This is a genomic window from Mesorhizobium sp. M5C.F.Ca.IN.020.29.1.1, assembly GCF_003997375.1.
GTDB classification, from domain to species: domain Bacteria; phylum Pseudomonadota; class Alphaproteobacteria; order Rhizobiales; family Rhizobiaceae; genus Mesorhizobium; species Mesorhizobium wenxiniae.
The window spans coordinates 1-13,662 of record NZ_RZSW01000116.1 but is presented as its reverse complement, the minus strand read 5'-3'; the positions used below and the strand labels follow the sequence as shown (position 1 = coordinate 13,662).

Annotated in this window: 13 protein-coding genes; 5 read left to right on the top strand and 8 right to left on the bottom strand. The window is 63.1% G+C overall.

All coding sequences use genetic code 11. The annotated features are described in order from the left end of the window. The first annotated feature begins 52 nt into the window (after positions 1-52). Together EOA85_RS12285 and EOA85_RS12280 are read left to right on the top strand one after the other, a co-directional pair. The gene (locus tag EOA85_RS12285) at positions 53-532 is read left to right on the top strand and encodes a TerB family tellurite resistance protein (RefSeq protein WP_127209588.1); all 480 of its coding nucleotides are present in this window, start codon (positions 53-55) and stop codon (positions 530-532) included. 11 nt (positions 533-543) lie between these two features. Continuing rightward, positions 544-1,260: a glutamine amidotransferase gene (locus EOA85_RS12280; RefSeq protein ID WP_065007216.1), complete on the top strand. Its 717-nt coding sequence runs from the start codon at positions 544-546 to the stop codon at positions 1,258-1,260. Between the two features lie 256 nt (positions 1,261-1,516). Here the strand turns inward: EOA85_RS12280 and EOA85_RS12275 are convergent, their stop codons facing one another. Beyond that, positions 1,517-2,332 (bottom strand): oxidoreductase, encoded by an 816-nt coding sequence (locus EOA85_RS12275; RefSeq protein WP_127209587.1) that lies wholly within the window; start codon positions 2,330-2,332, stop codon positions 1,517-1,519. 89 nt (positions 2,333-2,421) lie between these two features. Next, positions 2,422-2,778 carry a hypothetical protein gene (locus EOA85_RS12270; RefSeq protein ID WP_065007331.1) on the bottom strand — a complete coding sequence of 119 codons (357 nt, stop codon included), beginning with the start codon at positions 2,776-2,778 and terminating at the stop codon, positions 2,422-2,424. A gap of 220 nt (positions 2,779-2,998) precedes the next feature. Between EOA85_RS12270 and EOA85_RS12265 the strand changes: the two genes are divergently transcribed. Then, positions 2,999-3,601, top strand: a complete 603-nt coding sequence (locus EOA85_RS12265) for a TetR/AcrR family transcriptional regulator (protein WP_127209586.1) — start codon at positions 2,999-3,001, stop codon at positions 3,599-3,601. A 56-nt stretch (positions 3,602-3,657) separates the two neighbouring features. Here the strand turns inward: EOA85_RS12265 and EOA85_RS12260 are convergent, their stop codons facing one another. The 6 genes from EOA85_RS12260 to EOA85_RS12235 all read right to left on the bottom strand — a co-directional run bounded on the left by EOA85_RS12260 (position 3,658) and on the right by EOA85_RS12235 (position 11,383). Further along, a complete protein-coding gene (locus EOA85_RS12260) occupies positions 3,658-4,890 on the bottom strand; it encodes an MFS transporter (RefSeq protein ID WP_127209585.1) in 1,233 nt (410 codons plus the stop codon). A 231-nt stretch (positions 4,891-5,121) separates the two neighbouring features. Further along, the gene (locus EOA85_RS12255; RefSeq protein ID WP_029349266.1) at positions 5,122-5,583 is read right to left on the bottom strand and encodes a MucR family transcriptional regulator; all 462 of its coding nucleotides are present in this window, start codon (positions 5,581-5,583) and stop codon (positions 5,122-5,124) included. Positions 5,584-5,730: 147 nt separating this feature from the next. Beyond that, positions 5,731-6,435 carry an ROK family protein gene (locus EOA85_RS12250; RefSeq protein ID WP_127209584.1) on the bottom strand — a complete coding sequence of 235 codons (705 nt, stop codon included), beginning with the start codon at positions 6,433-6,435 and terminating at the stop codon, positions 5,731-5,733. A gap of 17 nt (positions 6,436-6,452) precedes the next feature. After that, positions 6,453-7,829 (bottom strand): glucose-6-phosphate dehydrogenase, encoded by a 1,377-nt coding sequence (zwf, locus tag EOA85_RS12245; protein WP_127209583.1) that lies wholly within the window; start codon positions 7,827-7,829, stop codon positions 6,453-6,455. Between the two features lie 16 nt (positions 7,830-7,845). Continuing rightward, positions 7,846-8,862, bottom strand: a complete 1,017-nt coding sequence (gene gnd, locus EOA85_RS12240; RefSeq protein WP_127209582.1) for a phosphogluconate dehydrogenase (NAD(+)-dependent, decarboxylating) — start codon at positions 8,860-8,862, stop codon at positions 7,846-7,848. 118 nt (positions 8,863-8,980) lie between these two features. Beyond that, positions 8,981-11,383: a glucan 1,4-alpha-glucosidase gene (locus tag EOA85_RS12235; protein ID WP_127209581.1), complete on the bottom strand. Its 2,403-nt coding sequence runs from the start codon at positions 11,381-11,383 to the stop codon at positions 8,981-8,983. A 201-nt stretch (positions 11,384-11,584) separates the two neighbouring features. On the opposite strand from EOA85_RS12235, the gene EOA85_RS12230 reads away from it, so the two are divergent. Both EOA85_RS12230 and EOA85_RS12225 read left to right on the top strand, forming a co-directional pair. Further along, entirely contained in the window at positions 11,585-12,598 is a 1,014-nt protein-coding gene (locus tag EOA85_RS12230) for a substrate-binding domain-containing protein (RefSeq protein ID WP_065007209.1), read from the top strand. Positions 12,599-12,643: 45 nt separating this feature from the next. After that, positions 12,644-13,662 (top strand): ATP-binding cassette domain-containing protein (locus EOA85_RS12225; protein WP_164759614.1); only part of this gene is annotated, 1,019 nt, incomplete at its 3' end.

The window sequence follows — 13,662 nt, the reverse complement described above, 5'->3', positions numbered from 1 at the left end:
GTTTTGATTCGGCTGAGCTTGATAGTTTTGGCCGATGGGAAGTAGGAATCACATGTTCGAACGCGTTCTGTCGTTTCTGAAGGACCTGCCGGCAGCTGGCAGCGCCCGCAACAACGCCGATGATCCGCGCATTGCGGCGTCCGCCCTTCTCTACCATGTGATGAGTGCCGACGGCGTGCGTCAGGATGCCGAATGGGAGCGGTTCAAGGCGGTGCTGGCGCAAAGCTATTCGATCAGCGGCGACGAGCTCGACGCGCTTGCCGCTGCCGGCGAGCGGGCCGACAATGAGGCGATCGACCTCTACGCCTTCACCAGTGTTTTGAAGCGTCAGCTCGATCCGGACGCGCGAAAAGCCTTCATCGGCCTGATGTGGCAGATCGTCTATGCCGATGGCGAATTGCACGAACTCGAGGACAATATCGTCTGGCGGGTCGCCGAGCTGATGGATGTCGAACGCCACGACCGCGTCGAGGCACGCCGCAAGGCGGCCGCCGAAGCGCCGGGTGCTACTGGAACGTCGAGCGACGAATAGACAGGATACCCATGCCATCCACGCCGAGGCCGAGACCAAAAATCCTGATCGTGCTGCATCAGGAGAGTTCGAGCCCCGGGCGCGTCGGCCACATGCTTATCGAAGAGGGGTTCGACCTCGATCTCCGCTGCCCGCCGCTCGGCGACGCCTTGCCGGAAACACTGGACGGTCATGCCGGAACCGTTGTGTTCGGCGGACCGATGAGCGCCAATGACGAGGACGACTTCGTCCGCCGCGAGACCGACTGGCTGAAAGTTCCGCTCCGGGAGAACCGGCCGTTGCTCGGCATCTGCCTCGGCGCGCAGATGCTGGTCAAACATCTTGGCGGCAAGGTCGAGGGGCATGGCGAGGGGCTGGTCGAGATCGGCTGGTATCCGCTGAAAGCGACGGAGGATGGCAGGAAGCTGATGCGCTGGCCTGAGATGGTCTACCAGTTTCACCGCGAGGGCTTCTCGCTGCCGAGGGACGCGACGCTGCTGGCGACGGCCGAAACCTATCCCAACCAGGCCTTTCGTTATGGCGACAATGCCTGGGGCATCCAGTTCCATGGCGAATTGACCAGGGCGATGATGCAGCGCTGGGTCGTTCGCGGCGCGCATCGCTTCGAACTCCCCGGCGCGCAGCCCGGCCGCGACCATCTCGGCGGCCGGCTAATCTGGGACATGCATCTGAAGCGCTGGCTCGGCGAATTCCTTCAGACGATCTTCGGTAAGCCCGCGCTGTCCTGATCTAGTTTTGCGTCTATAAACGCAAACTATTGATTTGATTTTGTATCGCCGTTTTTGGGGGACGAGGCGCTGCGGCTTCAGGTGTCCGGATTCGTGCCACCGATTCCAAGTCCCGCCACCGACGGAGCCGACAATGCGCCAAGAGTTTCGTCAGCCCACCGGACGGCAAGGTCTGCCTGCCGAAGCGGTGAACCGAGCGACAGCAGCCTGCCGTGGTTTGCCGGTTCGACCGAAGCAGCAGTCGTTGACGTGGACGTCAGACCGGCAGCCCGTTCTGCTTACGCAGGCTTTTGTCGAATGCGGATGCCGGGACGAAACGGCGCAGGAAACTGACCTGGCGCGCCATTTTTCCCGCCGGATAGCGCCTCTTAGGAGTGGGATCAGTCGCAGCCGCCAACACGGTCTTGGCTACCACTTCGGGCGCATCGCCTTTTTCCATCGCCTTCCGCACGGCTACATTCATGCCAGCGCGCGCAGAGTCATAGATATCCAGCAACTGATCCGGCCTGGCGAGATTGTCTTCGAATAACGTACGGGTATAGGCGGGCTCGACCAGCACGACGCGAACTCCGAACGGGCGCAGTTCGTGGTCGAGCGATTCGGAATAGCCTTCAATGGCATGTTTGGTCGACGCATAAAGCGCGAAATAGGGGGCTGGGATGAACCCCTGCACCGAGCTCAAATTGACGATCCTGCCCTTTCCTTGGCGGCGCATTGTCGGCAACACCGCGTTGGTCACGCGGAAAACGCCGAAGACGTTCACGTCGAACAACGACTGAGCCTGGGCCATCGAGGACTCCTCCGCGCCGCCAAGCAGACCCATGCCGGCATTGTTGACGAGCAGATCAATACGCCCGGCCTCGGCCAGAACGTCATCGACCAGTTTCGCCACGGACGCGTCATCGGTGACGTCGCAGGTCAGCATGGTAATGCCGTCGGACCGTTCGGCGACCGCGCGACGGCTGGTTCCGAACACGCGAAAGCCGGCATTCTGCAGGGCTTTGGCCGTTGCGTGGCCGATGCCGGTGGATGCGCCCGTCACCAGGGCGACGCCAAGATTGGTCTTGTTCATGGAAATCACTTTCTTTGTGCTGGATTACCGGCTGCAGGCGTGCGCACAAATGGAGATGTGGCGCACGCCCCGGCGACCTAGTGAAGCCATTACTCGGCAATGGCCCCAGTTTTCTGGTCGGACACCGATCCCACCTCGGTGACGGTAAGCTTGTCGCCCGAGCGCGACACCTCGAGGCTTTGGTCAGGTTCGCCCAATTTTCCCGGCACCGATATGGTGGCCGACTGCCCTTCGGCGAGGGTGGCCGAGAAGCGCACCGGAGCCCCGGCCTCACCATCCGCCATCGTCGCGATCACCCGATAGCCGTCATTGTCGTTGGTGTAGTAGAGGACGCCATGAAGGCCGCCGATACGGATACTCTCCCCCGCCATGGCCGACAGCTCACCGGCATGCAGCGGAGACGCGGCCAGGCCGAATGCCACCACACCACCGATGAGGTTGATCATCGCGAGGCTCCGTTTGGAGTGTGCCGCTCTCGGCCGGTCCGGGAGGGCAGGATGCGCCGATCGCGCGCGCTGATGAGTAAGGGCGAGGCGGGTTCCGACTTCATTTGCAACGGTGTTCATAGCAGGCTCCAATGTTGACAGCGTTAACTTCCAGGCATTGACATAAGCCCGAAAGTAGGCAATGTCAACAATGTTTCTGATGATAACTTTGTGAGCCAGCATGCAAGAAGCCACCGATCGTCCCTACCACCACGGAAATCTGAGGTACGCGATCATCGAGACCGCCATGGCCATGCTGCACGAGGAAAAGGGCTGGCAGTTCACTCTGAGGGAAGTGGCGCGCCGTGCCGGCGTCAGCCATGCCGCTCCCTACAAGCACTTTCCGGACAAGGCCGCCCTGCTTGCCGAAATGGCGCTGCTGGGATTGGACAGGCTGCATGAGGCGATGACGACGGCAAAGCCAAGAGGGGCAAATTCCTGGCGGGACGAATTTCTCGCCGTCGGCCGGGCCTATGTTCGGTTTGGAACCTCAAATCCGGGTCTCTACCGGCTCATGTTCAGCGCGGAGGCCGGCAAGGCAGCGGACGTGCATCTGAGCGAGAGGGCGCTCGCTGTGTTTGGCGTGGTGATCGCATTGCTGGAGCGGGGCCAGGCCGAGGGCGTGCTGCGCAAGCGCGACGTGCGGGGTCGCGCGGCAGCCTGTTGGGCGCAAGTCCATGGCATCACCATGTTGACCATGGAAGGTTTGTTCCAACTCGAAAAAGTCGGCCCAAATCCCCTGGACGCCGCCCTCCTCACGCTGCTCGAAGGTCTGGAGAACTGACTGTTTCTGGTTGGGAATGCCGCGGTTCGCTGCCGCGTTATTCGGCTTGCCCCGGATCAGTTTCGCCCGTTGAGGTGGCGCACCTTGCGCAACTGCGGGAACAGCAGCGCCCACAATCCGGCGATAACGACTGCGCCGACGCCGCCAATCACCACCGCGGGCACGGTGCCGATCAATGCCGCCATGGTGCCCGCACGGAATTCGCCCAGCTCGTTGGAGGCACCGACAAAAACCTGATTGACGGCGTTGACGCGGCCGCGAACCTTGTCCGGGGTCCATAGCTGGATCAGCGTCTCTCTGATGTAGACGCTGAACATATCGGTGGCGCCGAGCAAGGCGAGCGCTGCGATCGACAGCCAGGTGATTGTGGAGAGGCCGAACAGCACGGTAAAGGCGCCGAACAGCGCGACGAAGCCGAGCATGACAACGCCGGCATGATTGCGGATCGGATGTCCGGCCAGCCAGATGGCAACGCAGATGGCGCCGATCCCCGGCGCCGAACGCAACAGTCCCAAGCCCCATGGGCCGAGTTCGAGGATGTCGCGCGCATAGACCGGCAGCAGTGCCGTGGCGCCGGACAAAAGCACGGCGAACAAATCGAGCGAAATGGCGCCGAGCACGATCTTTTCGTTCCAGATATAGCCGAAGCCGGCAAACAGGGTCTGCATCGTCGGCCTGTCGGTCTCGCTGCGCTGGGCAGGCTTCGGGATGCTGAAGACCAGCACTGCGGCGACAAACATCAGAACGGCTGCGGTGCCGTATGCCGCGTCCGCCGAAAGCCCGTAGAGCAGGCCGCCGGCGACCGGTCCGACGATGGTCGCTGTCTGCCAGGCTGACGAATTCCAGGCGATCGCGTTGCCGAAATCCTCTGGCGGCACGAGGTTGGCGAACAGCGACGCCGCGGCCGGTCCGAAGAAGGCGCGCGCGATGCCGAACATGGCGAGCACGCCGAAGATCAAGCCCGGCCCGCTAAGGCCGCGCAGCGTCAGCAGCAACAGGGCCAGTGCGCAGATCGCCTCCAGCAGAACCGTCAGCGCCATGATCAGACGGCGTCCGAAACGATCGGCGATCACCCCGGTGACCAGCACCAGCAGTAGCGAAGGCAGGAACTGGACAATGCCGACAAGCCCGAGATCGAACGGATCGCGGGTCAGGTCGTACACCTGCCAGCCGACGGCGACGGATACGATCTGGGTGGCGAATGTGGAGAGGAAGCGCGCCGCCCAATAGCTCAGGAAGGGTTTGTGGTGGAAGGCGGCATAGCGCGATGCATCGGATTCGGATGTCATTTGTGAATGGCCCCGGCGAGATTGTGTATCGGCCGGCGGGGCGCTGGTCCGACCACAGCGCTTTTAGCGCAGTTCGGTGCGGGGCGCGCGCAAAAATCGGCTCTGGATCAAAGATTTCGCGCTACCATGCTGATTGTAAATGGCGGAGGTGGAGAGGTTATTTTGGCGCATAGGTCGAGTTCCTTCGCGCCAATCTTCGAGGCTTCCATTTGCCGGGCTTCGAATGACGTGTCAGACCGTGGCCTTGGGCTTCCTGGTCTTCTTGACCGGCGCCGGCGGGGCGGCCTTGCGGCCAAGACCGATCGCCTTCGCCAACTGCGAGCGCGAGGCCGCGTAGGTGGGGGCAACCATCGGATAGTCGGCCGGCAAGCCCCATTTGGCGCGGTAAGCATCCGGCGTCAGCCCGAAATGAACGCCGATATGGCGCTTCAGGGATTTGAACTTCTTGCCGTCTTCGAGGCAGATGATGTAGTCCGGCGTCACCGATTTCTTGGGATTGACTGCCGGAATCAGCGGCGCTGCCACCGGAGCGGCGGGTTGTCCGAGCCCACCTATCGACGCGCTGACGCTGGCGATGAGATCGCCGAGGCCGGAAGCGGGCAAGCGGTTCTTCTCGACGTAAGCGGACACGATGTGAGCGGTCAGCTCGAGAAGGTCGATGTCCTTGCGGGCTTTGTTGCTGTCGTCGGTCAATCTATTTTCTCCGTTAGTGGGGTCGCAGAATTCCTAGTCGGCAAATCTGCGCAACGCAATGACGGCGCACCACGCCACACATTATTTTGAATAACAATACTAACGGGTGGGCCAGATCAACAGGTCTGGCCCTAAACCCCCATAATATCAGACAATCAGGGATTTGTCGCGCCACAGTCGAAATCCACCTTCGAAGGCGCGTGTGTTGTCGCCGCGCCTGCAACCGGCAGGCAATTCGTCCAGTTTGTCGACATTGCCGCCGCCGATGACCACATAGTCAGGCTGCATGGCGGCGCGCAGCCGCTCGACGACGTCGAACACGTGTTTGCGCCATTTCTTCTTGCCGCGCTTTTCAAGGCCGCGTTCGCCGACATAATCCTCGAAACTGCCGCCCTTCTTGTAGGGAAGATGCGCGAGTTCCATCGGCTGGGCGACATTGTCGACAATCATCGCAGCACCGAGCCCCGTTCCGAGGCCGAGGAACAGCATCCGCCGGCCTTCGTAACTGCCGACGGCCTGCATCAGCGCGTCGTTGACCACCTTTACCGGCTTGCGAAACTGCGCTGCGAAGTCGCATCCGACCCAGCCCTTGCCGAGATTGGCGGGGTCGGTCAGCGGCCTGTTGTGGTGCACCGGGCCGGGATAACCCATCGAGATGACGTCGTAGGGCAAACCGTCGGCGAGCGTCTGCACGGCCGCGATCATCTGCTGCGGCGTCAGGCCGGGTCCGGAATCTGTTCTGCGCTCCTCGCCGCCGGCGCTGGTGAGGATCTTGACATGGGAGCCGCCAATATCGATCGCAAGTACGATCTTCTCGCTGTCCCGTGCAGGTTTTTTCGCCGCTTTGGCCATTGCGTCGCCTCTCGAGTTCACTTCGCCGGATTGATCCAGCCGTTCGGCGGTCCGAACCCGGCCATCGCATCGGCGGGCCCCCATGTCCCCGGCTCATAGGGATGAGGCGGCGTGGTGTCGCCGAGCACCGGGCCGACGATTCGCCAGGCGAGTTCGCTGGCGTCCTGGCGGGTGAACAACTGGCCGTTGCCGTTCATCGCGTCGCCGATCAGCCGCTCATAGGGCGGCATGTCGCCCTTGCTGTCGTCGAGCGCGGTGAGTTCGACCTGCTCGCCGATCATGTCGTCACCGGCAGCCTTGCGCTGGGCGCCGATCGAGATCGCCACCTGCGGGTCGATGCGGAAGCGCACGTAGTTGGCATCGTCGGGCTTGATCGGGTCGAAGACATTAAGCGGCGGCCGCTTCAGCCGGACGATGACCTCAGTGGCGTGGACCGGCATTGATTTGCCGGCGCGGATGAAAAAGGGCACGTCCTGCCAGCGCCAGGTGTCGACGAAAAACCGCACCGCCGCAAAGGTCTCGACCGGCGAATTCGGCGCGACGCCCGGCTCGCGGAGATAGCCCTTGAATTGGCCGCGCACGACATCGTCCTTGGTCAGCGTCCGGATCGCCCGCAGCACCTGCACCTTCTCGTCGATCAGATCGTCGGCCGAGCGGCCAACGGGCGGCTCCATGGCAAGCAGCAGCAGGATGTTGAGCAGATGGTTCTCGATGACGTCGCGGATGCAGCCGACCTCGTCATAGAAGCGGCCGCGGCCTTCGACGCCGAAATCCTCGGCCATGGTGATCTGCACGCTCTCGACGAAATTGCGGTTCCAGATCGGCTCGAGAAAAGAATTGGCGAAGCGAAAATAGAGCAGGTTCTGGATCGCCTCCTTGCCGAGATAATGGTCGATGCGAAAGATCGACTGCTCTTCGAATACCAGGTGCAGGACCCGGTTCAGCCAGCGCGCCGATTGCAGATCGTGGCCGAAAGGCTTTTCCACCATCAGGCGCGCGCCCTGGGCCGCGCTCGATTGTTCCAGCCCCTGGATGACCGTCTCGAACATGGTCGGCGGCACCGCCAGATAATGCAGCGGGTGCTGTGCGGTTCCCAGCGCGCTTTTCAGCTTCTCGAAGGTCGCGGCGCTACGGTAGTCGCCGCTGACATAACGAAGCAGCGACGCAAGTTTCGCGAAGATCTTTTCGTCGACCTTGCCGTTGGCCTTGACGATGCCGTCGCGGGCGCGCGCCTGCAACTGCTTCACGTCCCAGGCGTCGAAAGCGACGCCGATCACCGGCTCGGTCAACGTTCCCTTGGCGACCATGGTGTAAAGTGCCGGGAATATCTTCTTGTGGGCGAGATCGCCGGTCGCCCCGAAAAGCACCAGCGTGTCGGACCGTTCCTGGTTCATGAGCGTGCCTTCCCTGTCACGAGCCGGTCTTCGGCTTTTCGACATGGCCGCCAAAGGCATAGCGCATGGCGGACAGCAGCTTGTCGGCGAATTCGGATTCGCCTTGCGAGGAGAAGCGGTCGAACAGGGCCGAGGACAGAACCGGCGCCGGCACGCCGGTGTCGATCGCCGCCTTCAAGGTCCAGCGGCCTTCGCCTGAATCCGAGACTCGTCCGCCGAACTGCGTCAGCGCCGAGTCGGCCTTCAACGCGCCGGCCGTGAGGTCGAGCAGCCAGGAGCCGATGACGCTGCCATGCCGCCAGACCTCGGCCACCTCTGCGATATCGATGTCGAACTGATAGTATTGCGGGTTTTCCAATGGACTGGTTTCAGCGTCGGCCGTCCGCTGTCTCTTGCCCGCATTTGCCGACTTCAGGATGTTCATGCCCTCGGCATAGGCGGCCATGACGCCGTACTCGATGCCGTTGTGGACCATCTTGACGAAATGGCCGGCGCCGCTCGGTCCGCAGTGGAGATAGCCGAAGGGGGCGGTTCCTGCAGCCTTCCCAGGGGCTGGCCCCCCGGCGTCGGCGCCCGGCGCCAGGGTGGCGAAGACCGGGTCGAGATGCTGGACCGCGCTGTCAGGGCCGCCGATCATCAGGCAATAGCCGCGTTCGAGGCCCCAGACGCCGCCGCTGGTGCCGACATCGACATAGTTCAGGCCTTTCAATGCCAGGCGGGCTGCATGGTCGACAGCCTCGTGATAATAGGAATTGCCGCCGTCGACGATGATGTCGCCCGGCTCCATAAGGTCGGCGACCAGGTCGACGATCCGGCTGGTGATCGCCGCTGGTAGCATCAGCCAGGCGGTGCGCGGCTTGGTCAGCTTGCCGACGAACTCCTCCATCGAAGCCGCTCCGATCGCGCCAGCCGTCACAAGGGCTGCAACGCTGGCCGGGTTGATGTCGTAGACCACGCACTCGTGGCCATCGCGCAGCAGGCGCCGCACCATGTTGGCGCCCATCCTGCCCAGTCCCATCATTCCGATCTGCATGTTTCTCGTCCTGGTTCTTGAGGGATAGAAGATCTACTGGCTCTGTCGTTGGAGCATGATCTTTTCCGAAACCGGTTTCCACTTGTTGCTACGCTGACCTTCGGTTCGGGATCATGCTCTAGTCCGGCTCGCCGATGCCGACGGAAAAGTCGACATTCTCCCAACGGCCGGCATCGGACCAGAAAAAAGTAAAGACGATCGTATTGCCCGGCGAAGCATCGGCAACGGGCAGGTCCGTAAAATGGATGCCGAAGGCATTCTCGATCGTCGCGGTATCATGGGCGGTCGCCCAATCGTCGCTGCTCCAATGCACCACCGCCCGCGCCAGCAGCTCGACGCGCAGCAGCTTGCCGGCGGGCATAGTGCGGACTTTGTGGTTGAAGCGCCATGTCCGTCGCGGCGCCACGGTACTGTCCTCGATGTAGCGCCTCACGCCTTGCGGCGGTATGTCGAAGACCGCGCCGTCACTGAGCGAACGCAGCAGCTTGATGTGCTCCGAATGCGCCCAGACCAGCGGCATGGCGCTGCCCGACGGTCGGCCGTGCCACAGCTCGCGTTCCGGCATGTCGGGACCATCCCAGACCTGCTCCGGCAGCAGGCCGCCAGCCCCGGCCGAGCCTTCAAACGTCTTCAGCAGGCTCGCTGCTTTGTCCTCGCGGCCCGCCGCCAGTTCGTAATGGGCGCGCTCGCCGACCAGCAGCGGCCAGGGCCGGCCCTGGCCGGTCCCGTCGAACGGCGCGCCGTCGGTATGTTCGCCATAGCCGTCGCCGATATAGCGATACCAGACGGGCCCCCGCGGCAGGTCGCAACGCAGCCGCGCATCGATGACCTTGACGGTGTCGACGATGCGCGGATCGCCGGCAGCCCTGAGGCCGAAGCGGACAAGCGCCAGCGCATCCGGGCTGACGATCGCCTCGGCCGGCCGGTCGGTATCGCCGGGCGGCCGGTTCTTGATCGGCACATAGCCGTCCTTCGGCGACGCCGCGCCGGCGGTGTCGGGCGGCGCGATGCGGACGTAGTAGCCCGCGACGCCGACCTCTTCGCCGAGTGGAGTGCCGGTGACATAGGTCCAGCGCTCGATCTGGTCGTTCCAGACATCGGCGGTTTCACGCAAATAGTTTGCCGGCTCTTCTTTGCCGCAAACGTCGAACATGTCGGCCGCGGCGAGCAGTGCTGCGATCTCGACGGCGAGCGTGAACGGACTGTAGCCGGCATCCTCTTCCCAGCGGTCTTCGCCGGTGACCGGACCGTTGCGCACGACATAGGAAGCGGCGCGCTCGATCATCGGCATGAAGGAGAGCAACGCGGCGTCCGCCAGGTGCCCTGCGCGGCGGAGCGCGTCGGCGAGCAGCAATGGAAAGGCGCATTCGTCCATCTGGATGCCGGGCCAATAGGCTGATCCGTCGAGCCAGGCGTTCTGCGGCCAATGCCCATCCGGCTGCTGGATAGAGCGGAGATAGGCGAGGATCTCAAGCGCTTGCGCCGGATCGCCGGCGGCCAGGAAACCGCCCGCGGTTTCGACCAGATCGCGCGGCCAGACCAGATGATAACCGCCGAGATCGTCGTCGCCTATGCTGAAGCCCCATGGGATCGACAGGCTGGCGACTGCTGCTCCGTCGGACGACCGGTGCGTCGCCAGAACCGCTGTGCTGACGCGAAAGGTGTTGATCCCTGCTACATGCCGGTCCAGCGGCAGCAAGCCAGCCTGCCAATCCCGCCATTTCTTGACATAGGATTGGGCTGCGGGCTCAAAACCCTGCTTCAGGCTGGCCGAGGCATTTTCCGCCGCCTCTTGCGGCGTCGTTCCGAAACCCAGGGCCAGCAAGGCCTTTGGGTTCACAGCCGAAAAGCCGATCTCTCCGGTCAGCGCGACATTGCCGTCTTCGGCCCTTCGGCAGGCCGGGTCGAGCCGGCCGTCACGACGCAGTTGCTGCCATCCGTCGGAGACACCGACATAGCCGGCCGAGCATGCTCCCCAGGGCAGCGACGAGGCGAGCGCCAGGCAGACGCGACGCCCGGACGCAAACAGGACAGGCCTTCCCTCGTAGTCGCCGACCCAGGCGGTGTTGCCCATGCCGGCGTTGACCAGGTGCGGTGCCAGCAGTGCGTAGACGCGGTGGTCGGCAACCGGGCCTCTCAGCAGCGTGAAGCTGATTTCCTGCAGCAAAACGGGACGTTCCGTATCCGTGATGATACGCTTTTCGATCCGGTAGGTGTCGTCAGCGGCGGTGTTGACCAGCCAGTAGGCGGGCACTCCATCCTCGAACGGCTCAGTGCTGTGCACGGCATCGCGCTTTTCTTCCGAGAAATAGCCGCCGAGGCCGGTGACGACCAGCCCCATGTCGCGGGTGCAGGCGCTGTCGAGGCTGGGATAATAGACCTCGTTGAGAATGCCGTGGCTGATCGTGAACCAGATAGGGCAGGCCCGAGAAAGCGCGGTTCCGACGCCGCTCTTGGCGCTTGACGTCCAGCGCGCCGGAATTCCGGGTGCGCCCAGCGCATCAGTCGGCGTCACTGCCATCTCGATTTCGGTCTCCTGCCCCACCCCTAGACCAGGAGCCGAAGCCTTTTCAATCATTGCACCGCAAGTTGATCGTCAAACCGTCACCGATCGCTGTTGACAAGTGCGCCCATCTAAATTTGTCTGACAATATTGAAACGAGGGTCGTCATAACAGCCACCAGCCGCCAACAGCAATCAGCAATCCATGGGAGGATACCACATGAAGAAGATACTCGTCTTGAGTGCCCTTGCGGCGATGCTCGCGTCAGGTAACGCGCTTGCCGACACCAGCGACAAGAAGATCGCCTTTTCCAACAATTATGCCGGTAATTCGTGGCGACAGGCGATGCTCAACAGCTATGCCATCGTCACCAAGAAGGCGGTCGCCGACGGGGTGGTGGCAGCCGCGGACATCTTCACGACGGCCGACAAGGAAGTGCCGACCCAGGCGGCCCAGGTGCAGAACCTGATCCTGCAAGGCTATGACGCCATCGTCATCAACGCCGCCTCGCCGGACGCGCTCAACGGCGCCATCAAGCAGGCCTGCGATGCCGGCATCGTCGTCGTCTCCTTTGACGGCATCGTTACCGAGCCCTGCGCTTATCGCGTGGTCGTCGACTTCAAGGACATGGGCAGGCAGGAAGTCGAGCAGATGGCCAAGTTCCATCCCGAGGGCGGCAATCTGCTGGAAATCCGCGGCCTTGCCGGCACGTCGATCGATGACGCCATCCATGCCGGGATTCTGGAAGGCGTCGCCGCTCATCCCAAGTTCAAGATCGTCGGTTCGGTGACCGGCGACTGGGATCAGACCACAGCACAGAAGGCTGTCGCGACAATCCTGCCGTCGCTGCCGGAAATCGTCGGCGTCGTCGATCAGGGCGGCGACGGCTATGGCGCGGCACAAGCCTTTGCCGCCGCCGGCAAACCGCGCCCGACCATCATCATGGGCAATCGTCAGGATGAGCTGCAATGGTGGAAGGAACAGAAGGACAAGGACGGCTACCAGACCTGGTCGGCATCCATTGCGCCAGGCGTATCGTCGCTGGCCTTCTGGGTGGCGCAACAGGTGCTCGACGGCCGCACGGATGTGCCACATGATCTCTTGGTGCCATACCTCGCCTTCACCCAGGATACTTTCGAGGCCGCGCTGCCGAAAATCCCCAAGGGTGGTGTGGCCAGCCACGAATACACGCAGGAAGACGCCATCGCGGCGATCAAAGCCAACATCAAGTGAGCGTGGCACGTTGTCAGCTGCATTGCTAACTGGACATCGCTAGGGATGCCCGAGGATAACACAGACATCGTCGGACTGAACGGCGCCGAAAAACGTTTCGGCGCCTCCAATATGGACATCATCAGACTGGACGGAGCCGAAAAACATTTCGGCGCCGTCAGGGCGCTCGCCGGCGTCGATTTCCACGTTGGCGCCGGCGAGTGCGTCGGCCTCGTCGGCCATAATGGCGCGGGCAAGTCGACGCTCATGCATATGGTGGCGGGCACACTCGTGCCCGACAGCGGGCGGATCGCGGTGCGCGGCCATGTCCAGGACAATTATTCGGTGCCGCGCTCGCAACAGCTCGGCATACGCTGCGTATTCCAGGAACTCTCGCTCTGCCCGAACCTCAGCGTCGCCGAGAACACGCGTATCAACCACCCGGCGCTGCGCGGCCTCGGTTGGCGGCGCAAGGCGGCCGATCTGATCGCGGCCAAGCTCGACGAGATATTTCCGGGCCACAGCATCTCCGGCTCCGACATCGCCAGCGACCTTTCCATCGGCAGGCGGCAGATGGTCGAGGTGGCGCGTGCCTTCACGGTGACGCAGGATCCGCTCGAGCTGGTGATCCTCGACGAGCCGACGTCCTCGCTCGACGCGCATACGGCCGGCCAGTTGCTGGCTTTCGTCCGGCACTTTGTCGCAACTGGCCGGAGCTGCATCCTGATCTCGCATGTTCTGGGCGAGGTGCTGCAGCATGCCGACCGCATCGTGGTGATGCGCGACGGCAAGGTCGTTGCGTCAGATGCGGCGAAGGTTTTCGATCGCGACAGGCTGGTGACGACCATGGGTGGGGCGGAAGCGCGTGAGAAGATAGCGGCCGAGATCGCGACCCAAAAGCCGGAGACCGGCCCGTTGCGGGTCCGGGCCCGCCCAGCGCGCCAAGAGGACGGCAACGAACTTGTGGCGCATGCTGGCGAGATTATCGGCCTTGCCGGGTTGGCCGGCCATGGACAGACCGATCTGCTGCTGGCGATTTTCGCCGCCGCGGCGCGCTCCAAAACCGGCATCGAGGTCACCGCGCC

Excerpts from the sequence above, each read along its gene's own strand:
- zwf (WP_127209583.1), bottom strand. The coding sequence starts at position 7,829 with ATGAACCAGGAACGGTCCGACACGCTGGTGCTTTTCGGGGCGACCGGC.
- EOA85_RS12285 (WP_127209588.1), top strand. The coding sequence starts at position 53 with ATGTTCGAACGCGTTCTGTCGTTTCTGAAGGACCTGCCGGCAGCTGGC.
- EOA85_RS12270 (WP_065007331.1), bottom strand. The coding sequence starts at position 2,778 with ATGATCAACCTCATCGGTGGTGTGGTGGCATTCGGCCTGGCCGCGTCT.
- EOA85_RS12280 (WP_065007216.1), top strand. The coding sequence starts at position 544 with ATGCCATCCACGCCGAGGCCGAGACCAAAAATCCTGATCGTGCTGCAT.
- EOA85_RS12275 (WP_127209587.1), bottom strand. The coding sequence starts at position 2,332 with ATGAACAAGACCAATCTTGGCGTCGCCCTGGTGACGGGCGCATCCACC.
- gnd (WP_127209582.1), bottom strand. The coding sequence starts at position 8,862 with ATGCAGATCGGAATGATGGGACTGGGCAGGATGGGCGCCAACATGGTG.
- EOA85_RS12265 (WP_127209586.1), top strand. The coding sequence starts at position 2,999 with ATGCAAGAAGCCACCGATCGTCCCTACCACCACGGAAATCTGAGGTAC.
- EOA85_RS12235 (WP_127209581.1), bottom strand. The coding sequence starts at position 11,383 with ATGGCAGTGACGCCGACTGATGCGCTGGGCGCACCCGGAATTCCGGCG.
- EOA85_RS12230 (WP_065007209.1), top strand. The coding sequence starts at position 11,585 with ATGAAGAAGATACTCGTCTTGAGTGCCCTTGCGGCGATGCTCGCGTCA.
- EOA85_RS12260 (WP_127209585.1), bottom strand. The coding sequence starts at position 4,890 with ATGACATCCGAATCCGATGCATCGCGCTATGCCGCCTTCCACCACAAA.
- EOA85_RS12250 (WP_127209584.1), bottom strand. The coding sequence starts at position 6,435 with ATGGCCAAAGCGGCGAAAAAACCTGCACGGGACAGCGAGAAGATCGTA.